General features: G+C 42.3%; 19 protein-coding genes and 1 pseudogene. 9 read left to right on the top strand and 11 right to left on the bottom strand.

What is annotated here, in order from left to right; translation table 11 throughout:
- Positions 1 to 123 precede the first annotated feature (123 nt).
- The 5 genes from LC605_RS19795 to petC all read right to left on the bottom strand — a co-directional run bounded on the left by LC605_RS19795 (position 124) and on the right by petC (position 3,861).
- Positions 124 to 810: a Uma2 family endonuclease gene (locus LC605_RS19795; RefSeq protein ID WP_229549224.1), complete on the bottom strand. Its 687-nt coding sequence runs from the start codon at positions 808 to 810 to the stop codon at positions 124 to 126.
- A gap of 96 nt (positions 811 to 906) precedes the next feature.
- Positions 907 to 1,362, bottom strand: a complete 456-nt coding sequence (locus LC605_RS19790) for a type II toxin-antitoxin system YhaV family toxin (RefSeq protein ID WP_229549223.1) — start codon at positions 1,360 to 1,362, stop codon at positions 907 to 909.
- Entirely contained in the window at positions 1,362 to 1,682 is a 321-nt protein-coding gene (locus tag LC605_RS19785) for a hypothetical protein (RefSeq protein WP_229549222.1), read from the bottom strand. Before LC605_RS19785 ends, LC605_RS19790 begins: the two co-directional genes overlap by 1 nt.
- A gap of 525 nt (positions 1,683 to 2,207) precedes the next feature.
- Positions 2,208 to 3,209 (bottom strand): cytochrome f, encoded by a 1,002-nt coding sequence (gene petA, locus LC605_RS19780; RefSeq protein ID WP_229549225.1) that lies wholly within the window; start codon positions 3,207 to 3,209, stop codon positions 2,208 to 2,210.
- Positions 3,210 to 3,321: 112 nt separating this feature from the next.
- Positions 3,322 to 3,861 (bottom strand): cytochrome b6-f complex iron-sulfur subunit, encoded by a 540-nt coding sequence (petC, locus tag LC605_RS19775; RefSeq protein WP_229549221.1) that lies wholly within the window; start codon positions 3,859 to 3,861, stop codon positions 3,322 to 3,324.
- 229 nt (positions 3,862 to 4,090) lie between these two features.
- Here petC and LC605_RS19770 point away from each other — a divergent pair, with 229 nt between their 5' ends.
- A complete protein-coding gene (locus tag LC605_RS19770) occupies positions 4,091 to 4,399 on the top strand; it encodes a DUF3067 family protein (RefSeq protein ID WP_229549220.1) in 309 nt (102 codons plus the stop codon).
- Between the two features lie 133 nt (positions 4,400 to 4,532).
- Positions 4,533 to 5,090, top strand: coding sequence for a hypothetical protein (locus tag LC605_RS19765; protein ID WP_229549219.1), 558 nt, complete (start codon positions 4,533 to 4,535; stop codon positions 5,088 to 5,090).
- Between the two features lie 438 nt (positions 5,091 to 5,528).
- Here the strand turns inward: LC605_RS19765 and tatC are convergent, their stop codons facing one another.
- Positions 5,529 to 6,323 carry a twin-arginine translocase subunit TatC gene (gene tatC / locus LC605_RS19760; protein WP_229549218.1) on the bottom strand — a complete coding sequence of 265 codons (795 nt, stop codon included), beginning with the start codon at positions 6,321 to 6,323 and terminating at the stop codon, positions 5,529 to 5,531.
- A 657-nt stretch (positions 6,324 to 6,980) separates the two neighbouring features.
- On the opposite strand from tatC, the gene LC605_RS19755 reads away from it, so the two are divergent.
- The 5 genes from LC605_RS19755 to LC605_RS19735 all read left to right on the top strand — a co-directional run bounded on the left by LC605_RS19755 (position 6,981) and on the right by LC605_RS19735 (position 16,442).
- On the top strand, positions 6,981 to 7,211 hold the full coding sequence (locus LC605_RS19755) for a hypothetical protein (RefSeq protein ID WP_229549217.1): 231 nt from the start codon (positions 6,981 to 6,983) through the stop codon (positions 7,209 to 7,211).
- Positions 7,212 to 7,570: 359 nt separating this feature from the next.
- A complete protein-coding gene (locus tag LC605_RS19750) occupies positions 7,571 to 8,428 on the top strand; it encodes an SDR family NAD(P)-dependent oxidoreductase (protein ID WP_229549216.1) in 858 nt (285 codons plus the stop codon).
- Between the two features lie 997 nt (positions 8,429 to 9,425).
- Positions 9,426 to 10,757, top strand: a complete 1,332-nt coding sequence (locus LC605_RS19745; RefSeq protein ID WP_229549215.1) for a P-loop NTPase fold protein — start codon at positions 9,426 to 9,428, stop codon at positions 10,755 to 10,757.
- Positions 10,733 to 16,033: a hypothetical protein gene (locus LC605_RS19740; RefSeq protein ID WP_229549214.1), complete on the top strand. Its 5,301-nt coding sequence runs from the start codon at positions 10,733 to 10,735 to the stop codon at positions 16,031 to 16,033. The genes LC605_RS19745 and LC605_RS19740 overlap by 25 nt, the downstream gene beginning before the upstream one ends.
- Before the next feature lie 265 nt (positions 16,034 to 16,298).
- Positions 16,299 to 16,442 (top strand): DUF433 domain-containing protein, encoded by a 144-nt coding sequence (locus tag LC605_RS19735; protein ID WP_229549213.1) that lies wholly within the window; start codon positions 16,299 to 16,301, stop codon positions 16,440 to 16,442.
- An 800-nt stretch (positions 16,443 to 17,242) separates the two neighbouring features.
- Here the strand turns inward: LC605_RS19735 and LC605_RS33035 are convergent.
- Complete coding sequence (locus LC605_RS33035) at positions 17,243 to 17,377, bottom strand: hypothetical protein (RefSeq protein WP_267868600.1); 135 nt, start codon at positions 17,375 to 17,377, stop codon at positions 17,243 to 17,245.
- A 6-nt stretch (positions 17,378 to 17,383) separates the two neighbouring features.
- On the opposite strand from LC605_RS33035, the gene LC605_RS19730 reads away from it, so the two are divergent.
- Both LC605_RS19730 and LC605_RS19725 read left to right on the top strand, forming a co-directional pair.
- Positions 17,384 to 18,130, top strand: a complete 747-nt coding sequence (locus LC605_RS19730; RefSeq protein ID WP_229549212.1) for a Uma2 family endonuclease — start codon at positions 17,384 to 17,386, stop codon at positions 18,128 to 18,130.
- Between the two features lie 357 nt (positions 18,131 to 18,487).
- Positions 18,488 to 19,132 (top strand): Uma2 family endonuclease, encoded by a 645-nt coding sequence (locus LC605_RS19725; protein WP_229549211.1) that lies wholly within the window; start codon positions 18,488 to 18,490, stop codon positions 19,130 to 19,132.
- A 745-nt stretch (positions 19,133 to 19,877) separates the two neighbouring features.
- Here the strand turns inward: LC605_RS19725 and LC605_RS19720 are convergent.
- From LC605_RS19720 to LC605_RS19705, 4 genes and pseudogenes are all read right to left on the bottom strand, one after another.
- Complete coding sequence (locus tag LC605_RS19720; protein ID WP_229549210.1) at positions 19,878 to 22,073, bottom strand: transglycosylase SLT domain-containing protein; 2,196 nt, start codon at positions 22,071 to 22,073, stop codon at positions 19,878 to 19,880.
- Positions 22,074 to 22,944: 871 nt separating this feature from the next.
- Complete coding sequence (locus LC605_RS19715) at positions 22,945 to 23,331, bottom strand: hypothetical protein (RefSeq protein WP_229549209.1); 387 nt, start codon at positions 23,329 to 23,331, stop codon at positions 22,945 to 22,947.
- Positions 23,332 to 23,800: 469 nt separating this feature from the next.
- Complete coding sequence (locus LC605_RS19710; protein WP_229549208.1) at positions 23,801 to 24,295, bottom strand: tetratricopeptide repeat protein; 495 nt, start codon at positions 24,293 to 24,295, stop codon at positions 23,801 to 23,803.
- Between the two features lie 10 nt (positions 24,296 to 24,305).
- Positions 24,306 to 24,547 (bottom strand): annotated as a pseudogene (locus LC605_RS19705) (heat-shock protein Hsp70); the annotation flags it as partial.

Raw genomic sequence — 24,547 nt, 5'->3', positions numbered from 1 at the left:
TGTTCCCAGGTCAGATTGCTACGGTATGCTTTAGTCATTCGCTCACAGGGTGCTGGTTTCTACAAAATTCAGCATACGCCTTGTGAGCTTTCTTACACTAGCCCCCCACTTTTAAAACATCCTCTAAAGGCGATCAGGATCAATATTTAATTCTCGGAGTTTAGCAGCTAATCTTTGCGTCTTTTCTTCTGCGGCTTGTCGTGCTGCTGCTTCCTCTTCATGAGTTAGGAGTATTTGTCCCGTAGCTGGATTGTAAAAACGTAGTTTTCCTGCTTCCAGGTGTAACTCTAGCCCCAAAACTTCACTGGGTAGGGACACTGTACCATCTGGCAAGGTATTGGTTGCCAGTGGGAAATAATTCCCATCGACCAAGTGTAAACCCTGGAGTTGGGGATTGAGATAATCGCCTGTGGGGTCATATTGGAAATATTCACGCACTCCCAAAAAGGCGTAAATTCCTTTCTTTGCACCTTGGTCTTTGCTGCGGGTGGATTTTGAGGTAATCTCTAGAACAAAAGCTGGGGTTTGATTATTTTCTTCCCAGGTTTTGTAAGAGCGTCTGTCACGGTTTTCCACTCCAAACACCACAAATACATCTGGGGCTACGACTGATTCTGGATAACCTTTTTCGTAGTAAATAAATAGATTACCAGCGACGTATACATTTGGGTGATTTTGAAAATAAATCCGTAGCGCGTTTCTTGCATAAGTCAAGTAACTGCACTGGATATCTCCTTCAGCCATTGGCTTGCCATCCTCATCTGGGTACTCAATCGGGGTAACAGGGATATACTCTACTAAGGTTGTCATGGTCGGATACCTCAACTCAACTAAGGCTATCAATACTATCGCTCAAAATGCGATCGCTATGTCTGGGCTGTATTTAATTGGTGGTTAATCTGCGTTTTAATCATCAGGATGTTTTAACTCACATTCTGCAAGCAGATTATCGATACTTTCAGGAAAATCCCCATTCTCAACTTTTTTGCTAAAAACTTGATAACAATCTTTTTTATCGCCTTCCTTTCGAGGGTAACCTAACCAAAGAATAATAATAATTTTTTGTTCTTTGAATGCTCTAAAGAATAATCTATATCGTTCAGGTAACCCCATTTTTTTGAAGCGGCTATACTTTTGCAAAGGTTTTTGTAAAGCAAAATGACTAGCAAAAGGATCTTGAGGAATTTTTTCTTTAATCGCAATATTCAATGCCTTTAAGAATTTAACATCTGAATGTGTAATAAATTCTTCTTTAGGTAACTCATTTTTTAAAACACGAACCCTATTACGCAATTCTACCCATTGTTCGCTAAACAATGGGTAGAAAAAAACCTGCCAACCATTACAAGTGAATGCAGGCATTAATCTATAACTACATCAGCCAGTAAATCATCCATTTCATCGCTCATTTCTTGGGTATAAGGAACGAGTTTAGAAGGATTTTGCATAGCATCCTTCATGAGAAAGTCAAGAAAAAGGCTCATCATAATGCCCTCATCTGCATCAGCTTCATCAACATTATCAATTTCTAATCTAACTAAGAACGTGTTATCAGATAGCACTTCAATGTGGCCTGAAGCATTAGCTAAATGGGGATAATCCTTAGAAAATGCGCGAGGTAAGCGAAATCCATCTTGATTTCCTACCTTTGCATGAGTTACGGGATAACTTTTTACAGCCATGAGCTAATTCCTAAGTAGGAAGACACTAGGCATTTAAATAAAATACCTAGACATTATAAATTTGATGTGAGAAGTTATGTTATAACAACTGTTATAACTTACAACTAAAATATAACAGATTCCATAAAAAAAGACTAGAAGCTAATATAAGAATTTTTGATTAAGCAGATATACTTTTAAAGCAAATTGCATATAAACTCTGAGTCCCCTACATCAACCACTATATTTTCCTGCCTTATTGCGCAATCCGCTTGGGATAAGACTAAAACCCTTGTCCAGTGGACAGTGTAGAGACGTTGCAATGCAACGTCTCTACAGGCCTATGGTTCTCCAGAAAATCCTTAACCCAAGCGTATTGCCTTATTGCGACTAAAGGTATATTAATAATTAGGGTGGTGTCTGAGTTAATTGAGCGAACACTTCTTTTTGTCCAAAGTCCAATTCTATACATAATGCTTAGAACCATAAGATATAAAAAAAGACAGGCATCTTGCCTGTCCTACAAGTAATGATTTAGCAAAGAATTTAGAAATTCATTTCAGCAGCTTGAACTTTTTCAACCTGCTTCTTCTTCAGCACCAGCATAACTTGAGCCAACATCACAAGAGCGGTGAACGCAATCATCCATTTGACTCTAGATGCGTCTTGCAGTACAATTTCTGCATCTTTTTGACCGAATCCACCAACATTCGGGTTGCTGGTCAAAGCATCACCAGTTTTAACTGTTTGCCCTTCGGAAACAAGCAATTCTGGCCCTAAAGGAATCGTATCAACGACAACATCACCCGATTCAGGTTGGATGTTGACTAGATATTTGACATTACCATCTTCATCTTCCTCTTTGGCAATCTTAGTAATTGTGCCAGTAGCAGAAGCATTGTAAACAGTGTTGTTGCTCTTTTCGCCAGTGGGATAAACTTGTCCGCGTCCCCGATTACCACCTACGTGAACTGAATATTTACCGAAGTGGATGTTTTTGTCTGTTGCGGGGTTGGGAGAAAGAATTGGGAAGACGATTTCCTGATACTGTTCACCGGGTAAAGGCCCGACGATGACGACATTTTCTTTATCTTCGCTGTAGGGTTGGAAGCTAGTGTCGCCAATTTCTTCTTTAAGTTCTTCGGAAAGACGGTCTTCGGGAGCAATCTTAAAGCCTTCAGGTAGCATCAGTACAGCACCGACATTCAAGCCAACCTTAGAACCATCTGCACCAACTTGCTGGGCGCTAAGATCGTAGGGGATTTTCACCACAGCTTTGAATACAGTGTCAGGTAGCACCGATTGGGGAACTTCCACTTCTGTAACTTTGGCGGCTAAGTGACAGTTGGCACAGACAATCCGCCCCGTTGGTTCGCGGGGGGTTTCGGGGTAGGTTTGCTGTGCCCAAAAGGGATAGGCGGCAGCTGATTGGGGAAGTGCTAGATCGCTGGTAAAGTAAAATGTGACCGTGGCGATCGCTATGAGCAATGTTTTTACAATCGCTCTAGCACTGCGAGTTAACCTCGCTGTTAGGAAAACATTTCTCATCTCTATAAGGGCGACGATTGAATTAGTCATTAGTCATTAGTCATTGGTCATTAGTCATTAGTCATTAAGCCCTGAACAAAGGACGAATGACTAAGGACTAAGGACAAAATTATTAACTCCACCAAGGTGCATCACCGGTGCGGAAGTCGGTTTCAGTCCAAGGGGTTAAAACGATTTTGTCGTCGTTCACTTTGGTATGGGCTAAAGCCAAAGATAGGGGTGCAGGGCCCCGAACAACTTTACCAGTTTCGTCATACTGGGAACCATGACAAGGACATTTAAATTTATTCTCAGCAATGTTCCAGGGGACGACACAACCCAAGTGGGTGCAGATGGCGTTAATGCCATAATCTTTGATCGCCTCTTTGCTGTCTACCACAATATAGGTAGGATCTCCCTTTAGTCCTTGGACTAGGTTGCGATCGCCTGCATTCCGGTTTTCTAGAAATTTAGCGACGCTAACATCGTTACCTAGCTCGTCTTTTGCCGTTACACCGCCACCAGCACCACCTGCTGCTGGTGGAATAAAATAGTTGACAACGGGATACAATGCACCCAGAGCCACTCCAGTGACAGTCCCAAAAGTGAGCAGATTCATGAACTGACGACGCCCCATATCGGGCACGTCTGCTGATTCAGAAAATTGAGCCATAATCTACGCGCTCTTTGTGTATTTTGTTAAGCATTTTGACAAAAGTACTTATACTTGAGGAACTCTTGTCTAAGTCGAAATGCTAGCGCTCACAACGATGCCATACTTCTTTGTTCCAAGATATAAAAAGCATCTTTTCTGTTAGCATTACATTTCTTTATATCCTTATCATACTGGAGTCACGGAACTTAACATCATAACTAAATGTAAAATCTGATTGAGAAAAGCTATGACAGGACAGGAATTACGCCAGATGTTGCTTGAGAAGTGGGGATATTCTTACGATGTCCAGTTCCGGCGGGCACAGGGAAAGATATTTTTGCAAGTCATGTGGAAATATCTAGAGCAAGCTTCTTTTCCCTTGAACGAGGCGGAGTACCAAGAGCATCTCGATAGCATTGCCAATTATCTTCACGCCTTGGGTGGATCAACACAGGTACAAGCTTTTATTACCCAAACACGCGATCGCCCCCGCCTCGGCAAAGCCGTCAGCATTCCTCTCGATTTGGGTGAACGCACTTCCGAATGGATATTATGACCCGCTATTGCATTAATATTAGTAAATTTCTGAGTATTGACAGTATTTTTATTGAAAAATACCATAATGTGCTGTATGAGCTTCTGGCTCATTGGTAATGTGAAAAAAAAATACCTCCTCAAGGAGAAAGCTAATGGCTTTTATCTCAACATTTGAAATTCTTTTTAAGCCTCAACTTCCAAAAAAGCTTACAGATAAAGAACCTGAACTTAGCCCGCTAGCGAGAAAAGTTCTTCAAGGCTATTTCCTGACGATCGCCAATGTGACTAATGAACTCGTATTTCTCTCCCTTGTAGTTACAACCAGAACGCCCGGACTAGATCCTAAAAAAATTCTCACCGTTTTGGATACCACTGGTGTAGATAGCCCTGTAAGCAGTGTTTTTGACGGCGTAGGAGGTATACAGAAATCACGCTTTACATTTCCTATCAATGCTAATGATACAGGCTTATTTATTCTGCAACCGGATGCTACTAATAAAAAACTTCGAGAAGAGGCAAATTTGGAGTTGCGGGGTTATGTCGAGATATCCATTAGTTCTGTATCAACTGCAAAAACAACTCAGTTACTAATCACTCCTGAGCATCGAGGTACATTTTTTGAGACAGAGAAAGCCGAGCTAGGTGAGATTGCTTATGTGTTACCTCTTGCTAATGGAAAAAGTCTATTTGAGTTAAGCCAAGATAGTTAAAGCCAATTCAAAATTCGTAATTATGTTATGGATAAAAATTTAGACCCCACCTGTCCATAAGGGTACGACCTTTAGAGGACGTTTGAAAAGTCCTCTTGTTGGTATCAAAAGTTCTAAATACCCCTATATCCACGCCACTTGCTCATGGGGGAAACCCCCATCGCCCTTGGCGTCTCCCCTTCTCCCAAAGGGAGAGGCTAGCGCCAAGGGAGAAGACCGCAGTGGCTCCCCGATAAGTTGGGGGATTTTGATTCTTCCCCCTTTTTAAGGGGGGTTAGGGGGGATCTAAAAGTGCCTAGAGTCACAGTGAAATACTTTTCAAATAGCCTCTGAGAATTTGAGAACTCTCGCTCTTCATTACGAATTACGAATTACCGGGGTTTGAATAAACATTTGGTCAAAAACTAAGCTGGAAATATCTTTTACCTATTCCAGATGTTATTTACCTGTGAGCTTCACCAGTCCAACACCACCGAAATAAAGTCCTAAAACTGCTCCCGCTAAGAGACTTTGAGTCAGGGGGTCAGTAGAAGGAGTGAGGACGGCTCCTAAAACCACTGCTCCCATAATCACGTAACGCCAACCAGAAACCATGCGTTCTGACGAGACAATATTCAAATTACCGAGTAATAGTTGAATGATGGGAATTTGAAATGCTAAACCAGTGCTGAATAACAATAGCAGCACAAATTCAAAATATTTATCAATTGACCAAAGTTGTTCGACTACATCTGCTCCGTAGCTGATGAAAAATTTTAAAGCTGCGGGGATAAGGAGTAAATAGGCAAATACTAACCCTGCTGCAAATAGCACACTCGAACCCAAAACCACGGGCCCCAGTAAACGGCGTTCGCGGCGAGTTAGTCCTGGAAGCACAAACTGGATAATTTGGTAAAGAATGAAAGGACTAGTAAGTACGAAGCCAGTGTAGGCTGCAACTTTGAGGGAGACAAAGAAATATTCTCCAGGTGCAAGTTGGAGAAATTTTACTCCTTGTGCTGGTACTTCAAGTAACTGAACGATTGGCTTAACGGCAAAGAAACAGCCGATAATGCCCACTACTACAGCAATCAGCGAATAAAAAATCCGCAGTCGCAACTCTTCTAGGTGGTCGAAAAGAGACATTTCGATTTCACCTGGTAACTCATCAAGAGGATCAGTGTCTGAGTTGCCATATTCTTCTGGGTCGATGTTGGGAACGTTTACAGTATCTACGTCTTGTGAAGGCGTCACGTCGCTTCGCTCCGAATTCAAAATTCAAAATTCACGCATTACAATCCCCTAAATTTATTTATGGGCTTGTATGTTTTTTTGTCGGTCATCGACCATTTCGGTGACTCAGCACTCTTCATTATTTTATCTGGGGAATGCAGCTACTAAGATATGTTTTTCGATGCTGTGGGTTTTTTGTCCTGTTTTTTGGGGTTGCATCTGCATAAGTTAGCAGGAAGTCATCTTGTAGGCAATGCCTAACCTAAAATAAAAAGGGGTGGAACCGATAATTTAGAAATGACGTCTCTGCGGCTAGTACTTGGTCAAGGGAGTTTTGAGGGTTTGTAGGAAGCATTTTAGTGCTTAAGTAGAGCGACGCAAATAAAGCTAACTGGCTAAGGCTGTCATTTGTCATTTGTCCTTGGTCATTTATAAAGGTTTCAGGTGTATTTACGTTTCGTAATATAGTTTGGTTTATTCTTGCCGACTTCCTTAGATAATGCAGGACTAAAGTCCTTACTACTAACTTGCTTACCCATAAAACTTAACTTGACAGACTATTACTAGCGCTGAGTAAATTGATACAACGTAAACAGATAATACTCAGTTTTGAAAATCCGGTTCATCAAGGTGGTATCTATACATAGCGCAATCGGAAATTTTTAGCTGAGGTTGGGTATGAATCGGACAATTTACATTGCCCTGATGGCATTGCCTGTTTATTTATACAGTGTTGAGTTAGGCAATAGTTCTAGTAGTAAGGTGACAATTGTCAACAATCAGTTTCCCATAATAACTGCTCTAATTGCTTACAGTACAAATGCTCAGTCACCCATCTTGCCGTGGCAAATTTCGGCTAGGGATGACCAAACCGAAGATTGTCTTCGTGCTGGTGTTTGCAAAGATTGATACTAAGTATAAGAGCGCAAACAAAGCTAACTGGCTAAGGCTGTCATTTGTCATTTGTCCTTTGTCATTTGTAAGGGTTTAAGGTGTATTTGCGTTTCGTAATATAGTTTGGTTTATTGTTGCCGACTTACTTAATTCGTAATTCGTAATTACAGCAGCAGGGCTATTTCAGCCTAGACATAAACCACCCGGAACTGAAGTTCCTGGCTCATAGCTAAAGTCCGTTAAAACGGACTATAACATGAGTCTCAGTCGTCTTGAGACGACTTTCACTATTAGACTGGTGAATTCATTCTGAGGCGGGCTAGAGAAGAATGAAATAGCCCTGATTACAGCAGTCTCATCATCAAAGAAAATTAATGGTTGTAGAAAATAAACGTACAGTAGTGGTTACAGGAGCGTCAACAGGAATTGGTCAAGCGTGTGCTTTGCTTTTAGACCAGTTGGGCTTTTCTGTTTTTGCTGGCGTGCGTCAAGATATTGATGCTGAAACACTTAAACAGAAAGGGTCACAAAGGCTGATTCCAATTTTTTTAGATGTTACTGATGTGGAATCGATCGCAACTGCGGTTGATACGGTAACAAATACAGTCGGTGGTGCGGGGATTTTAGGTTTAGTGAATAATGCCGGAATTGCTGTCCCAGGGCCTTTAGAATTATTAGCGATCGCCGAATTTCAACAACAAATGCTGGTTAATGTCACCGGACAATTAGCCGTGACACAAGCATTTCTGGGTCTATTACGCCAGAGTCGGGGTCGAATTGTCAATATGGGTTCCATTGCTGGTAGGAGTCCAACGCCGTTCTTGGGAGCTTACAATGCGTCCAAATTTGCCCTCGTTGCACTCACTGATGTGCTGCGGATGGAATTACGACCTTGGGGAATCTCGGTTTCGATTATCGAACCTGGGGCGATCGCTACTCCAATTTGGGAAAAGTCTCTAAGTCAATCGGAAATAGCACAGCAAGATTTACCGCAATCGGCACAAAATCTCTACGGTCAGGCGATGAATATTGTCCGCAAGAAAATGCAGATTCTCGCGTCTGGAGGAATTTCTGCTGATATTGTTGCTCAGGCTGTTGTCCATGCGCTGACTGCAAAGCAGCCAAAGACACGCTATCTGGTTGGACAAGATGCCAAAATTGGAGCTGTGCTGAAGCATATTTTGCCCGATAAGCTGCATGACCGGATAATTTTATACTCAATGGGTTTGTAAGTAGGGCGACGCAAATAAAGTTAACTGGCTAAGGCTGTCATTTGTCATTTGTCATTTGTCATTTGTCATTTGTCATTTATAAGGGTTTAAGGTGTATTTACGTTTCGTAATATAGTTTGATTTATTCTTGCTGGCTATAGGACAATACACTTGGGTTAAGCATTTCTTTCTTCTCTTTGCGATTCGTTAAAAAAAATTGACTTTGGCAAACAGCTTTAGCCTTAACCCAAGCGTATTGCTATACAGGAATCTAATTTGATTTTTGAACAAAAAAAGGTACTGTTAAGTACCTTTTTTTGTGCTGGATATTTTTAATATTTATAAGAGTACCTTATTTGCCCTCATCCCCCAACCCCGAATCCCAGATCTGGGATTCAAAAAGCGAGAATTTCCAAGTCCCTCTCCCAGATCTGGGAGAGGGATTTAGGGTGAGGGCAAAAACTACGGTTCTCAATTTAAATGAGGTTTATAAAAGTATTTCTGCTTGCTTTAACTCCAATATTAGCATTGTCATGTGCTATGGCAGTCCACTTTGATTTTTGAAATTATTTGCGTGGTGTAGGAACTGGAGCGCAGGCGCCATAGACAGGGCGTGTGGAAAGACGCAATTAATGGCGTCTCTACTAAAGAGTGGGGAAGAAGTCTTTTCGGGGTGTACTGATTTTTTTCACGCAATCAAATACCAGTCTTATAGCACCAACCTCTGGATAAACAATTATCCACAATTCTGCTATAGGACTAGTATTTGATTTCTGAACAGATACGTAGGGTGCGTTAGCGTTTCGCGTAACGCACCGAATCCTTAAGAATGGTGCGTTAGCGTTTCGCGTAACGCACCCTACAAATACTTAATGTTGTTCAAAAATCAAACCGGATTCCTATAGTTTAGTTAGTATTTTAAGTGAGATGTACTTAAATTAAGGGATAAATTCCCTAAAATCAATATATTTATTCAGCAGATTTTGTCATCCCTATTCCTGAGTGAAATCGATTAGTTATGCTCCTAGATTTAGAAAGATTTTATCAGGCTTGCAATCCAAGCAGACCTCTAATTATAGGAAATGCTAGCGATCGCAGGTACTATATCGATTTTGCTGCGGTGCGGGGTGGCAAAATCATCGAGGCTTTGCAACGCACCATCGCTAGAATATCACCCGATGTACCAACTTGTCAGCTATTTACAGGACATCTCGGCTGTGGAAAATCAACGGAGTTGTTGCGCCTCAAAGCTGAGTTAGAAGTACAAAAATTTCATGTAGTTTACTTTGAGTCTACCCACGTTTTAGAAATGGCAGATGTGGATGTGACTGATATTTTGTTGGCGATCGCCGGACAGGTGAGTGAAAGCCTAGAAGCTTTGAAAATCAGGCTCAAACCTACCTACTTTACCAAATTGTTTGGTGAAATTGTCGATTTTCTACAAACGCCAATTGAACTTGGGGTAGAAGCAGAGTTGTCTGTGGGGATTGGCAAAATTACAGCTAAAACTAAAGAAAGCCCCCAATTGCGGCGGCGGTTAAGAGATTATTTAGAACCGCGAACAGCAAATATTTTACAGTCAATTAATCAAGAATTGCTAGAACGTGCCACCAAGGAACTGAAAGCCAGGGGTAAAAAAGGACTGGTAGTGATTGTTGATAACTTGGATAGAGTTGCAATTCGACCTTTACCATCGGGGCGATCGCTGCCAGAATATTTATTTATTCAGCGTGGTGAACAGTTACGCAAACTAAATTGTCATGTAGTTTACACTATTCCCTTAGCCCTGACTTTTTCTAACGATAGCGCCGAACTTCAGCATCGTTTAGGGGGAGGAATTGCACCAAAAGTGTTACCGATGATACCTGTACGTTTGCGCTCTGGAGAGATTTTCACCCCAGGGCTAGCAATGATGCGGCAAATGGTGCTAGCTAGAGCTTTTCCCGACATTTTGGCTAGCGATCGGTTAGGCTTAATTACAGAAGTGTTTGATAATTTGGAAACCTTAGATCGATTGTGCCTGATGAGTGGTGGTCATGTACGCGACTTGCTAGGTTTACTGTTTGACTGTCTGCGAGAACAAGATCCACCCTTTGATCAAGAGTGTGTCGAACTGGTGATTAGAAGACAGCGAGATTACCGAGCTAACGCCATTGATCCTCATGAGTGGGAATTAATCTTTCAGGTGGTGCAACAGCAAAAAGTTAGAGGTGATATAGAATACCATACCCTATTGCGAAGTTTATTTGTATTTGAATACCGGGATCATCAAGGAGCTTGGTTTGCCGTCAACCCAGTTTTAGCAGAGACGGAAAAATTTAAGTCATGGTTGAACGACACCCACAAGTAGATGTAACAGCAGCTAATGAGCGTGCTTTGCGAAGTTTGGGGAGAGCAATTGCCCTTTCTAGCGGTCAATTCTCCCTGGTTTTGGTGTGCTGCAATTATCGAGTTTTGCAAGAGCAAATGCTCTTACGGCTCGAAGAACTCTCTTCAGGAGTACACCAAATTCAAAAGGTAGTTCTGCCGTATAATGCTAGAAGCCTTTACACAAGTATTCATTTACAACTGCTAACGGAAGATCATCCGCCATCAGCGTTGATGATTTTGGGTTTAGAGTCAGTAGATGGACTCGATGATCTTCTTCGATCTATTAATCATATTCGGGATGAATTTCGCAAACGTCACCCATTTCCGATGATTGTGTGGGTGAATGGGGAAGTATTGCAAAAGGTAGTACGTTTAGCACCAGATTTTGCTAGTTGGGCGGCGACACCGATTCGGTTTGAAATGACAACTCAATCACTGCTGCAATTTCTGCAACAGGAAACTCAATCTTTATTTGCTACGGTGTTATCAAATGCTGCACCTGGCAATTCAGGTCATCTGGAAAAGTTAACCCGAAACCTAACCCCTCAACCCCCTTTTCTATTAGGGAAGGGGGAGAATTCAAAGCCTCTCTCCTTTGAGAAAAGAGGTTTTCCAGATCCTCTGAGAAGTCAGAATGTCGCACAACACCAACCACCTGAAGTTGCAAAGCATTATTCTACTGTCGAGCAAGTCTGGGAACATAGTTATGAACTCCACTTTGCCATTAAAGAGTTACACAATCGTGGTATTACCTTAGAGCCAGAATTACACGCTAGTTTAGAATTTGTTTTTGGTCTAGATAATTATATTAGCGATCGCATCAATACAGCTTTAAGCCATTTTCAACAAAGTTTGCAAGTTTGGCAGAAGTTGGGGGATGGGGGGGATGGGGGGGATGGGGGGGATGAGGGGGATGAGGGGGATGAGGGGGATGAGGGGGATGAGGGGGTATTTTCTTCGTCTACGCCTCCTAATCGCCCATCAGTTCTACTTCTGCGACAGGGAATCTTGCTGTTTTATGTTGGGCTGTGTTATTGCCGTTTTGCAGAGCAAAATCAGACGGAAAACCGCCGCCATTGGTATATGGCTAAATCTTATTTGCAGCAGTGCTTGAATATCTTGCAGGTGGCTGGACGTTTAGACATAGTTGCTGGATTTATTGGTCAACTTGCAGAGGTTTTGCAATATCTGCAAGAGTGGAAAGAGTTGCAGACTGTTGCTCAAAGGTCTTTGGAGTTACATCAAACTTATGGTAGTCAAATCCAATTAGCTTGTGACTATGGTTTTCTGGCGCAAGTGGCTGTACAGCAGTCGCGGTGGGTACAGGCGAGTATCTTAGCACACGTATCACTGCTGAAATTAGGTGAGGCGCAAAAACATAATGACCCTTATAACTGCTTATTTCCATTATTATTGGCGCAAATTTATTATTTAGTGTTGGCAAAAGCACAGCGAAATTTAGGTGAACAGGAAGTCCCTCGTGAATACCTTGACAAGGCGACCAAAGAACTACCAGCAGCCTTGGAAAACAGTGCCCATCAATACGATGCCCATCGTTATATTCGCTTATTGCGGACACTGCGATCGCTCTACTTTGAAGAAGGGCGCTATTTGGAAGCCTATTACATTCGACAAAAACGGCGTTCTGTTGAACAGCAGTACGGTTTTCGGGCTTTTATCGGCGCAGGGCGCTTGCAACCCCAAAGACAGGCGACAAATCCAGCGTTGATGACACCTTCTGGGACTAGCAGCGTTGCTTTAGAAATTGCGGCTTCTGGTCGGGAGCGTGATATTAATAACTTAATTGGCAGAATTAGCCGCGCCGATCAAAAATTGACGGTGATTCACGGTCAATCAGGGGTAGGTAAGAGTTCTACCGTAACGGCAGGTTTAGTTCCAGCACTGCAAAATCGAGCCATTGGCGATCAAATAGCCGTGCCTGTGGTACTACAAGTTTATACTGATTGGGCACGAGAATTAGGCAAATCTTTAAGTGAGGCGATGTCTAGTGACGCATCCCTTGCCATTTACGCTGAGATGAAGCCGGATGCAGCCATTGAATCGGAAGCTTTGCCTTATTCTGCCACACGGATCACCATCGGTAGAATTTTAGAACAGCTCAAAGAAAATGCTGACAACCATTTGATCACAGTTTTAATATTCGACCAGTTTGAAGAATTTTTCTTTGGTTATAGCGATCGCAATCAAAAGCAAGAGTTTGATAAATTTATTAGCGATTGTCTGAATATACCATTTGTGAAAGTTATTCTTTCTTTGCGAGAAGATTATTTACATCGTTTATTAGACTTTAAACATCTTTCGGCATTGGAAGCGATTAATAATAATATTCTCGATAAGCATATCCGCTACCAGTTAAATAATTTTTCACCAGAATATGCTAAAGCAATTATCCGAAAATTAACAGAGCGATCGCAGTTTAATTTAGAACCTGCTTTGATTGATGCCTTAATCGAAGATTTATCAACAGAATTTGGTGAAATTCGTCCTATTGAATTACAAGTTGTCGGAGCGCAAATTCAGGATGAACGCATTACTACACTAAAAGAATATCAGCCATATAGACCTAATAAACTTATTGAGCGATATATTAAAGAACTAATTAAAGACTGCGGAGTAGAAAATGAACGAGCCGCGTTACTCGTCTTATATTTACTCACAGATGAAAGTAACAACCGACCTTTTAAAACTCGTGCTGAGTTGGCAACGCAGCTAGCAGAGTTAGAAGATGTTGGCAAATTAGATTTAGTATTAGAGATTTTAGTTAGCTCCGGGTTAGTGGTACTATTCCCTGATGTACCAGAACGCTATCAACTGATTCACGATTATTTAGTAGACTTGATCCGCTACCTGCAACAACAAGAATCGAGCTTACAGGTACAACTAAATCAGTTACGCCAAAAAGTAGAACAAAGTCAAGCTGAAATTGAGCGACTCAAGAGCGAACTTAGCCAAAATAAACAGCGCTCTAAATTGGTAGAATCTCATCCTCAACAGGGTTTGGACTTATTAACAGAACTGCGGGAATTACACAAGCGAGAAGAATTGAGTGAGTTAGAGATTGAGCAATTGCGAGCTGAACTCAAAGAAAAAGAATTAACAGCTAAACTTGCAGAAAGTCAAAAGAAACAAAGGCTCAGTGAAGCTCAATTAAATCGTTCCTTAAAAATTGCCCTGACTGCTTCCGTCCTCGCTATATTGGGATTAAGTGTTTCCATTGTCACAGCAGTAGATAGCGAAATTAAAAGCCTCAGTGCATCCAGTGAAGCTCTATTTGCATCACAAAAAGGTATTGATGCTTTAAAGGAAGCTTTAAAGGCGGGGAGAAAATTACAACAAACAGTTTGGGTAGATTCCTATACAAGAGAGCAAGTACAGACGGCGCTTTATCAAGCAGTTTCTGGGGTAAGAGAATATAACCGCTTGGACGGGCATATGTCTGGGGTAAATAGTGCTATATTCAGTCCAGATCGCTCTTTAATTGCCTCAGCCAGTGCGGATACGACAATCAAACTCTGGCATCCTAATGGTAGCTTGGTGAAAACCTTGTCGGGGCATGAAGATGTAGTTAATAGTGTCAGTTTTAGCCCTGATGGTCAAATTCTTGCTTCCGCCAGTCAAGACAAAACAGTAAAACTTTGGAGTCGAGAGGGTCAACTGCTTGCTACTCTCTTAGGACATCAAGCTGTGGTCAATAGTGCCAGTTTTAGCCCTGATGGTCAGATTATTGCCTCAGCGAGTACAGACAAGACGGTGAAACTGTGGAGTCGAGATGGTAAGCTGCTGAAAACCTTACTCTTACATAAAGGTGCAGTCTTAAGTGTCGCTTGGTCGCCTGATGGTCAAACTATTGCTTCCGGGAGTGCTGACAAGACGGTGAAATTGTGGAGTCGAGATGGTAAGCTGCTCAAAACCTTGCTCTTACATGATGATGCAGTCAAAAGTGTCGCTTGGTCGCCCGATGGTCAAACTATTGCTTCTGGTAGTTTAGACCAAACAATCAAATTATGGAATCTGGAGGGTAAGCTACTGCGAACCTTATCAGGGCATAGTGCAGGAGTTACCAGCGTCAGTTTTAGCCGTGATGGTAACACCATCGCTTCCGCAAGTACCGACGAGACAATCAAACTTTGGAGTTACGAAGGTGTGTTGCTCGGAACCCTGAAGGGACATAATAATTGGGTGAATAGCGTCAGTTTCAGCCCAGACGGTCGCACCCTTGCTTCCGCCAGTCGAGACAAAACTATTAAACTTTGGCGTTGGGACGATGTGTTACTGCGAAAGCCCAAAGCCGATGATGATGACTGGGTAACTAGCATCAGTTTTAGCCCAGACGATGGCACTTTAGCAGCAGCAAGCCGAGACAAAACCGTAAAACTTTTCAGTCAAGACGGGAAAATATTCCGTATTTTCACGGGGCATCATGGTCAAATTTGGGGTGTAGCTTGGTCGCCTGATGGTGAAGTAATTGCTTCAGCTAGTAAAGATAAAACGGTAAAGCTTTGGAGCCAGGACGGTCAACTACTCAACACCTTACAGGGTCATAATGATGCCGTCTTGGGTGTAGCTTGGTCGCCTAATGGTGAAGTAATTGCCTCGGCTAGTAAAGATAAAACAGTAAAACTTTGGAATCGAGGCGGTAAATTAATTAACACATTACATGGGCATCAATATGCCGTGAATTGGGTCAACTTTAGCCCAGATGGCAAGTTAATAGCCTCAGCCAGTGATGACAAAACCGTGAAAATCTGGAGTATCGATGGTAAATTACTTTACACATTAACTGGTCATAGCCGCCGGGTAAATGGGGTTGCTTGGTCGCCTGATAGTCAGGCGATCGCTTCAGTGAGTATTGATAGCACGGTGAAGATTTGGAATCGAGATGGTAATTTGCTAAATAGTCTCACCGGCGATGGTGATAGTTTTACCAGCGTGAGTTTTAGCCCCGATGGTAAGACTTTGGCAGCTAGTAGCGATGACAACGTGAGGATTTGGAACCGAGAAGGGACGTTGCTGATTGCTTTGAAAGGTAATAAGGATGAGTTAACCAGCGTCAGTTTCAGCCATAACGGTAAGACTCTGGCTGCGGGTAGTGGCAATGGTACAATAATTTTCCGAGATTTGGCAGATATCAAACTCGACAATTTACTGGCACGGGGTTGCGACTTGCTACATGATTATTTGCAGACTAACCAGAAAGTAATGAACAGCGATCGCGCCTTGTGTTCTGGTAGGTGATCCGCGTACTCCTACGTCCAAGCAAGCTACGCGTAGCGTCTCGTAGAGAGCGTCATTGGGCAATACAGTTCAGTGTCTACGACAAACGGAAGTATCGCATTATTATATTAATAAGTAAGTCGGCAAGAATAAACCAAGCTATGTTACGAAACGTAAATACACCTTAAACCCTTATAAATGACGAAGGACAAATGACAAATGACAGCTTTAGCCAGTTAGCTTTATTTGCGTCGCTCTACTTAATCTATCCAAATAATCCTAATTCATGCAAAAAATCGTATCCGATCCAAAAATAATGATGGGCAAACCTGTAATTTCAGGAACTCGTATTACAGTTGAGTTAATTCTCGAAAAGCTTGCTGCGGGTGAAACACCTCAGCAAATACAGCATAAAATCGTGGCCAATTGAGGGTTGAAATTTAAACGCAAAGGAACGCACAAAGGTAAACGCAAAGGGTCGCAGAGAATTCGCTACGAATTAATGAAATGTTGTACTTAGCGATGAAGGAATTAAAGCAGCTTTGGCATTTGCGGCTGAAGCTTTGCGGTATGATGTGGTTTATCCAACGATTGAGAAAGCTTCTTGAAGTGATGATTATATGACTCAATAAGTAAGTCGGCACGATAAAATCAAGGTATGTTGAGTTTTATAAAAACCCTGGAACAAATAATTTATAAGCTCTCAGCTGCTTTTACACTTCGTTACATAAGTGGATTTTTTAACGCCGACTTACTTAAATCATCACTTGCAACTAGCCTCTAACTCTTTGATTTGCTGTTCTTGATATGCTTCAGGAACGAAACTGTAACCAAACTCAGAACACTTAGACTTGACAATTTTAGTCTTTAAGCAGTTCTTGGTCTTTGCTAATGTGTGTTTCCAAATCTCGTAGTCTTTGAGAAAAGCCTGGAGAGAGCATAAGGTTAATTCTTTACGTCCTGGATAGCTAACTTTGTAAATCGCAAATAGATTAAGTAAACTCAACAGTGCTTGGTTTTTATTCGGAACTCAACTGAAGTGAAGCCATACCGTAACTACCGTAAGTCCTTTTTAGTGTAGCAATGTCTCGCATCTGTGCGCGATCGCACCCAAAAAAATCTTTGCCCGATTAAGCAAAGTTAAAAGCGATGATTCTAGATTGTTTCCGAACATTCCCTTAACGGCAGAAGAGATTTTTGCAATGAGTCGCTGATTAGCAACGAAGAAATTTATTCTAGTGGTCTTTTTACCACATTTGATGCGCGATCGCCTTTGTTAATTCCAAAGGCGATCGCTAAATTAACCACTGCAAACCCAATAGTTAGAGCGGTGCTAAGATAAATAAGCCAATTTACTCTCGCCAAAGTTCAATGACTATTGCCAAACTGTCCGAACTAGGCATTACTCACCTTCCCGACCATACTGAGTTACCAGAGTCAGACGGTACTTTTGTGAAAAATTTTCAAGAACACCCACAAAGCACACTTCTAACTGACTCCGTTCAAAGTGTATTACAGCAAATTCACCCAGATAAACAGTACTGTATTGGTCAAGATTGTGGCATTTACTGGCGTTTGACCGAACCACCTGAGCGCGGTGCTTCAGCACCCGATTGGTTTTACGTCCCGAATGTTGCACCGATGTTAAATGGTCAGTTTCGACGTTCCTATGTATTGTGGCAAGAATATGTTGCTCCCTTAATTGTACTGGAATTCGCTTCTGGGAATGGTTCACAAGAAAGAGATAATACTCCAATTACTGGTAAATTCTGGGTATATGAGCAAGCAATCCGCGTACCTTTTTATGGCATTTACGAATTTAGCAAAGCTGCGGTTGAGGTTTATCACTTAGTTGATGGTAGGTATCAGCAACTCACAGCTAACGAACGTGGACACTATGAGATTTCCTTGATGGGTGTCGAATTGGGCATTTGGCAAGGAGAGTATGGAAATACTACAGCACCTTGGTTGCGTTGGTGGGATGCACAGGGAAATTTATTACTAACTGGTGAGGAAAAATCGCAGTTATTAACATCTCAATTAGAACAAGAACAGCAAAAAAACCAGCGTTTAGCAGAACGTTTGAGACAGCTTGGAATAAATGCTGATGAAGTTTAACGTGTCGCGGAGTTTCAGAACTACGGCAGGAAAATCAGCCTGACAATTCAGGTCATCTGGAAAAGTCAACGAAAAACCTAACCCGCTTCCCGACGCGGGCAGGGGGAAAATTCAAAGTCTCTCTCCTTTTAGGATAGGACTTACGCAATAACTCTCTGAAACTCTTATTCCTTTGTGTCCTTTGCGTCCTTTGTGGTTCGTTTCTCATTATTTTGCGTAAGTCATGTAGGAGAGAGAAATAGAAGTGAGGTTTTCCACATACCGTGAAAAGTCAGGAAAATCAAGCAGGACTCATAGACAAAGCTGTAGATATTGGTAACATTGAGTGAAGTACCCGTCAGCAAGGGAGCGAGGGCGATGTATGCAACCGTCACACAACCACTGACTTTTGAAGAGTTTCTTGCCTGGGACGATGGTTCAGGCAGAGAGTTTGAGCTATTGGATGGGATTCCCGTGCCATTATCAGAACCAAATGCAAATCATGAGGATTTGATCGAGCGACTGTGTGCCTACTTAGAAAATCACTGCCAAGAAAATGACCTGCCTTACGTGTCGCGCCAGTCCAAGCAGGTTCGGCTCAAAATAGCACCACCAGAAAAGGAAAAAAGCCGGAAAGCAGATATTGTCATATTTGCAAGAGTTGAATGGCAGAGGATGAAAACTAGCTCTAGTTCTGCTGCTGCATATATTCCACCACCTGGAATCATTGAGGTTGTTAGTAACAATTGGAAGGACGACTATCTGACAAAACTTGCTGAATATGTTCGCGTAGCGTCTCGAAGAGAAGACTTGGGCGTTTTCGAGTACATCATTGTGGACTATGCTGCTTTTGGTGGAATTCGGTTCATTGGCTCTCCCAAGCAACCAACCATTACAATCTACCAACTTGAAGATGGAGAGTATTTACCCCCAAAGGTGTTTCGAGGGCAGGATCAAATTGATTCTAGATTGTTTCCGAACATTCCCTTAACGGCGGAACAGATATTTGCAATGAGTCGCTGATTATTGGACTTTCTAAAAACTCTAAAAATTCATCAAATGTAAATAGTTTTTGTAGTGCTGGCGTCATGGTTCATAATGTCCTAGTTTACTTGTGTTTTAGAGGATGTTTGAAAAGTCTAATTTATTACTAGCCCTGGCACAGGTGCGGCTACACAAACAAAACCTGCCTACGCAGGTTAAAAACCTTAATTTTTAAATTTATCTTACTTTCTATCACCTCCCCTATTCTCGCCTACGTCAATAGGGAGGGACAGTGCTGGTAGATGAGATGATGTAATGCAACATTGACATTGCTCTGTGCTTGGCAAAGAGCGATCGCCTCACCCCTTCAACCAAAAAAATAGCGATCGCTCCACTTTGAATACGTGTAAAATGTTACCTTTTAACCGGAAATGAGGAGAATTCAGGAGTGCCCAGTTGTGAGTGCTGGTAGGGAGTTATTAACAGTTATCAGTTATCAGTTATCAGTTATCAGTTATCAGTCAATACACTTGGGTTAAGCATTTCCTCCTTCTCTCTTCTCTCTGTGTTCTCTGCGCCTCTGTGGTTCGTAAAAAAAAGAGTTTCAGCCCTTTTGTGAACCGTATTGAGTTATCAGTTAATTTTTCCGTATTGAGTTAGAGTCCCCCATTTCTAAAAATGGCGTGTTGAGGTCTCTTTCAAATCCCCGACCGAAACTGTGATAACTGATAACTGTTCACTGATTTAATCTCCCCCTCCTCATTTCCACCTTCATACAGCAAAATCACTGCGTCGGTAGTTTTGGGTGTGTAGTCGAATACTTTGCCACGATGCCAGAAATCTCAGGGTTGTAAAGCCTCAGATAATTCCAGTAGTTGCCAAATACTTGGCGCACATAATTTTTAGTCTCATCAAAAGGAATTTGTTCAACAAACTCATCTGGATCTTTTGTAGTTAGAGTTTGTAGCCATTTAGAGACATTACCGGGGCCAGCATTGTAACTGGCGATCGCCAGTAAGGAGTTATTGTTATATTGCTGATGGGTATGATCCAAATACCATGTACCCAGCATGATGTTATCGTTGGGGTTTTCTAAGCTTATGGTTTTGAAATCCACCTTGATTTGTGGGGCGATCCATTTAGCTGTACTCGGTAACACCTGCATTAAACCAGTAGCATCAGCAACAGATTTTATTTTTGGTTCAAACCGTGACTCTTGACGCATCAGGGCAGTTACTAGCAGAGGATTGAGTTGACGCTCAGTAGACCACTTTTCAATCTCTCGGAGATAGGGAAATGGATAACGAGCTTGCCAGTAGGTGATTTGTTTGCTTAGAGTCTGATATTGGGCAAGTTCAGCTGGTATTTCCCGGTCTTCCAATTTAGAAATTTTATCAATTCCGATGAGATTTTCTCCCTTTGCCAGCCGCATCAACCCTTCAGTAAATTGCTCTGCTACCGTTGGCTGAATTTTGTTCTGAAATTCTGTCTGCCATTGTAACCAGGCATCGCGGTTTTGACCCAGCAGATACAATTCTTTGAAAGTTTCAGAACCAGCAGGTGGTACTGGACGCTGGGGTGTGATTACTTCTGGGTTCATGACGCGCACATTATCAAAGTTGCCGACATTTAGCCCCAACATAGTTGCGGCTCGCCATGCATAGTAAGAGTAGGGAAACTGACTAATCACATACTCATAAGCAGTTTGAGATTCCTGCTGTTTCCCTAGTGAAGCTGCCCATTTACCTACCCAAAAGCCTGCTCTCGGAGCCAAAATACTGTTAGGATTATTAGTAACAATCGGTTCTGCCCATTGCCAAGCACCGACGTAATCTTTGACATTGGCTTTATCTTGGGCGATTTTCCAGCGATACTCTGCGGCTTCATTAGAATTGCCGTATTTGGCTATGAGTAATTGCCACGCCGCGCTGGCTGACTTTTGATCGTTGAGGGCTTGGAGAGTTTTGGCTTTTTGTACCAATGCAGTACCAGCTTGTTTCGGAAATTTACTAATTACCTGCTCAAGATAGGGTAAGCCGTCTTTAGGAGTTTTTGCGGTTTCTGCTAACCGTAGTAGTGCAGTTCCAGTTTCCTCCGTATTTGGAAATTGCTGTACTAGTTGTTTATAAATGGCGACCGCTTTTTCTTTATCTTTCCCCCCTACTTGTAATCCCCGTGCGGTGCGGTAGAGGTTGCGGGATGTTTTGGGTGCTTTGGCATAAGCATTGGCTGCTTTGAGAAATTGATTATTTTCCCAATAGCTTGTACCAATGAGTTCCCAGTCTTCGGGTTTGAGGGTAGGCTGTTTTACTAGCTGATCCAAAACGCCGACTATACCTGGTTGGTCATAGGCATATTTAGCTAAAATCAATTGTAATTGTGGCTGATTGGGATTTTCTCGCAAGCGTTTACGAATAATTTCCCAAGTCAGAGGATTGGCAGGAAATTGAGCGATCGCTGTTTCTTGTTGCTTCGGTTGGGCAATCAGATATAGCGCTTTCACGCTGGCGGGTTCTTTGGGATAGAGTTTCAGCACCTTTTGTCTGAGATCCGAAGCTTTGCCGTCCTCGCCTAGCATATCCTCTGCCTGGGCTTGTTTCAGCAAAATGTAGGGCGCGAGGATCGGATAGTCTTTCTCTAGTCCTTGGAGTAAAGCCAGGGCTTTTTGCCCTTGGGTTCTTTCAATGTAATCACTCGCCAAAAGATAACGAGCGCGATTCCGGTCTGGCGATGGCGATTCTTGGGCGATCGCTGCTAGTTTTGCCGCCCGTTCTGGTAGCGATTGCGAGATCAGGGGAAAGACGGCTGATTGGGCAACGCTACCCTCTGATCTTTGCTCTGCTTGATTCTGACTCAGTTTGAGCCATTTACCCAGAGATTTGCCAATCTCAGGTGCTGATACCATTGCCCCAGCTAAAAAGGCAAACAGTGCCGCACCTGCAATTATCGAAATTTGCTTTTTCTGTAGTTTCTTCAGCATGAATACCCGCTGAAAAGTTTCGGTGAATTTCTTGAAACTTTAGCACTCCTAAGCATCAGTCTTACCAATTTTTTATTTGAGATTTTTAATTTTATGTAGAAAAATACTAATTTTCAATCCTAAGTAGGTCGGCGCAATTAAAGCTAACTGGCTAAGGCTGTCATTTGTCATTTGTCCTTCGTCATTTACAAGGGTTTTAAGCCTATTTACGTTTCGTAACATACTTAGGTTTTTTCGCGCCAACTTACTTAGGTTGGCAGTATTGAGTTAGTAGCACATATTAAATACTATTACATCTATCTTGGGTTATTCTTATCAATATCTTATAGGACTTACGCAACTGGCATAGTATTTGAAGTTTGTAGTGAACGCGAGTGCGTCTCGTTGGCGCAGCCTAAGAAGAGAAGAGAGGACTTTAGTCCTCTTTCATCAGGACTGTTCGCGGAGCGTTCCCGTAGGGTAGCCCTTACTAAAAACTAAAAGCTTTTATTTTTTGTGACACTTGCGTAAGTCCTATAGGACTAGTATTTGATTTTTGAAATACACGTAGGGGGGCCAGTCGTTTGGGCGGGTTTCCCGGCTTGAGCGAACTGGCGTTGTGTTAGCGCAGAAAGTACGGCACCACACGCTTGGAATGGTGCGTTACGCTTTGCTAACGCACCCTACATGACTACTGAGATTTTTTCAGAAATCAAATATGATTCCTATATCTTCAGGACTTACGCAAAAACTCTGTGCAACTCTTGTTTCTTGGCGTACTTGGCGTACTTCTCCCTTGGCGCTAGCCTCTCCCTTTGGGAGAAGGGGAGACGCACTCGCGTTTGCGGTTCGTTTTTTCATGATTTTGCGTAAGTCCTATCTTATTTTCTTGCTAATCGCTACTGGCGAAAAAACTATACTCTCCAGGTTGACCAAAGTCCGTGAATAACCCACCCATCCTAAGTGTGGTTGCGTTCTGCGAAAGATTAGCAGTGTAAGCCTGGAACGTATTACCGACCTGTCGTAAAAAATGGATGCGACCACTGAATGGACAGTAAAAACCCTGTGTGATGCGATCGCCAAATATGGAACCCGTGATTGGTCTACAGTTGCCAGTTGCAGACTGAGTTGTGATACTCAGAGTCCCGACAGAATTATTAGCATTCACACTCCAGTTTCCCACAACACTTGTTGGCCAACCATCTGCAAAAGCTGCTTGAGAAAATACCATAGGACTCAAGACTATCAAACCCGATGATAAGACAGGAATTAATTTCATTAGAATCAGCTCCCAAATTCAAGTCAACGATCTCTCCAGAAATTACGCCCTAAGTAGGTTGGCGCAATTAAAGTTAACTGGCTAAGGCTGTCATTTGTCCTTTGTCATTAGTCATTAGTAAAGGTTTTAAGCTTATTTACGTTTCGTAACATACTTGACTTTTTTTGCCCCAACGTACTTAAGTGTTGCAATCGTAATTGGTGCGGTTGCTTCCCTGATTAAAATTCTCAAATCTAGCTAATCTCAATATCCCGATCTAAATTGAACATTTGGGCTAATAGTTAAATTCTCAATCGATTAGACCATGATTAGACCCTTGATTTTGCACAATCTAAGCAACTCTTAACAAATAGGTAAACTAGCCACGGAGAAACTGCGATCGCTTGTGGCTATTTCTGGAGATGTCTTTTTAACTCAGCATGAGCTAAACCATAGCTATCTGCTAACAGCACTGGGAACTCAGCACTCTTCACGCGTGATGATTTTTTGCCATTAGCTTGATCATTTGCAGACAATCACAAGCGATCGCATTTTCTGGATCAAACTTAAGTGCTTGTTGCCAAGATGCGATCGCTTCTCTAAATTCTCCTTGCAATGCCCATAATTTTCCAGCTAAGGCATGGAAGTCTGCATTACTGGAATACAAAGCAATAGCTTGATTGTTGTGCGCTGCTGCTTCTGCATAACATCTCTGTGCTAATAAATACTGCGCTTGTCTGTGAGACCACATCGTTTGGTCGTGCAGACGGAGCAAATCAGATAAGTCTACCTTGCAGCGTCGGCAAGTTGGGGAGGGGGAGGGGGGAGTGGGGGGAGATGGGGGAGATGAGGGAGTGGGGGGAGATGAGGGAGATGTGATAGTGGTTTCTTGTGTGTAACCGACATTCTTCTGCTCAAGAGATCCTGTGTTCTCTTTTAACGGACGATAAATTGCTCCACAAACAGGACATTTCATAATTACCATTCCCTATTCCCTATTCCTCATTCGTGCTGATGTAGTAAAGAAAATCTTCTAGTTCTACTTGTAACTGGGTTAATTCTTCGCTATTGTTGGCGATCGCATTTTCAATCTGTTCTAATAAGTCTTGTAATTCTTCTGCTTGTTCTTCGTCTACAGTCAGAAGTGCTTGTTGAGCGTCATTTAAAAGTGCTGCCAATTCTGGAGCAATTTCTACAGACTCGATTGATTCTTCTGCGGAGATTTCAATTGTTTCAT

Origin of the sequence: Nostoc sp. CHAB 5836 (assembly GCF_020829445.1) — a bacterium.
Taxonomy (GTDB): Bacteria; Cyanobacteriota; Cyanobacteriia; order Cyanobacteriales; family Nostocaceae; genus Nostoc.
This window is presented reverse-complemented; position numbering and strand designations above follow the sequence as displayed.

What these genes read in the sequence shown, in the direction of transcription:
- LC605_RS19795 (WP_229549224.1), bottom strand. Translation starts at nt 810, where the DNA reads ATGACAACCTTAGTAGAGTATATCCCTGTTACCCCGATTGAGTACCCA.
- LC605_RS19790 (WP_229549223.1), bottom strand. Translation starts at nt 1,362, where the DNA reads ATGCCTGCATTCACTTGTAATGGTTGGCAGGTTTTTTTCTACCCATTG.
- LC605_RS19785 (WP_229549222.1), bottom strand. Translation starts at nt 1,682, where the DNA reads ATGGCTGTAAAAAGTTATCCCGTAACTCATGCAAAGGTAGGAAATCAA.
- petA (WP_229549225.1), bottom strand. Translation starts at nt 3,209, where the DNA reads ATGAGAAATGTTTTCCTAACAGCGAGGTTAACTCGCAGTGCTAGAGCG.
- petC (WP_229549221.1), bottom strand. Translation starts at nt 3,861, where the DNA reads ATGGCTCAATTTTCTGAATCAGCAGACGTGCCCGATATGGGGCGTCGT.
- LC605_RS19770 (WP_229549220.1), top strand. Translation starts at nt 4,091, where the DNA reads ATGACAGGACAGGAATTACGCCAGATGTTGCTTGAGAAGTGGGGATAT.
- LC605_RS19765 (WP_229549219.1), top strand. Translation starts at nt 4,533, where the DNA reads ATGGCTTTTATCTCAACATTTGAAATTCTTTTTAAGCCTCAACTTCCA.
- LC605_RS19755 (WP_229549217.1), top strand. Translation starts at nt 6,981, where the DNA reads ATGAATCGGACAATTTACATTGCCCTGATGGCATTGCCTGTTTATTTA.
- LC605_RS19750 (WP_229549216.1), top strand. Translation starts at nt 7,571, where the DNA reads ATGGTTGTAGAAAATAAACGTACAGTAGTGGTTACAGGAGCGTCAACA.
- LC605_RS19745 (WP_229549215.1), top strand. Translation starts at nt 9,426, where the DNA reads ATGCTCCTAGATTTAGAAAGATTTTATCAGGCTTGCAATCCAAGCAGA.
- LC605_RS19740 (WP_229549214.1), top strand. Translation starts at nt 10,733, where the DNA reads ATGGTTGAACGACACCCACAAGTAGATGTAACAGCAGCTAATGAGCGT.
- LC605_RS19735 (WP_229549213.1), top strand. Translation starts at nt 16,299, where the DNA reads ATGCAAAAAATCGTATCCGATCCAAAAATAATGATGGGCAAACCTGTA.
- LC605_RS19730 (WP_229549212.1), top strand. Translation starts at nt 17,384, where the DNA reads ATGACTATTGCCAAACTGTCCGAACTAGGCATTACTCACCTTCCCGAC.
- LC605_RS19725 (WP_229549211.1), top strand. Translation starts at nt 18,488, where the DNA reads ATGTATGCAACCGTCACACAACCACTGACTTTTGAAGAGTTTCTTGCC.
- LC605_RS19720 (WP_229549210.1), bottom strand. Translation starts at nt 22,073, where the DNA reads ATGCTGAAGAAACTACAGAAAAAGCAAATTTCGATAATTGCAGGTGCG.
- LC605_RS19715 (WP_229549209.1), bottom strand. Translation starts at nt 23,331, where the DNA reads ATGAAATTAATTCCTGTCTTATCATCGGGTTTGATAGTCTTGAGTCCT.
- LC605_RS19710 (WP_229549208.1), bottom strand. Translation starts at nt 24,295, where the DNA reads ATGGTAATTATGAAATGTCCTGTTTGTGGAGCAATTTATCGTCCGTTA.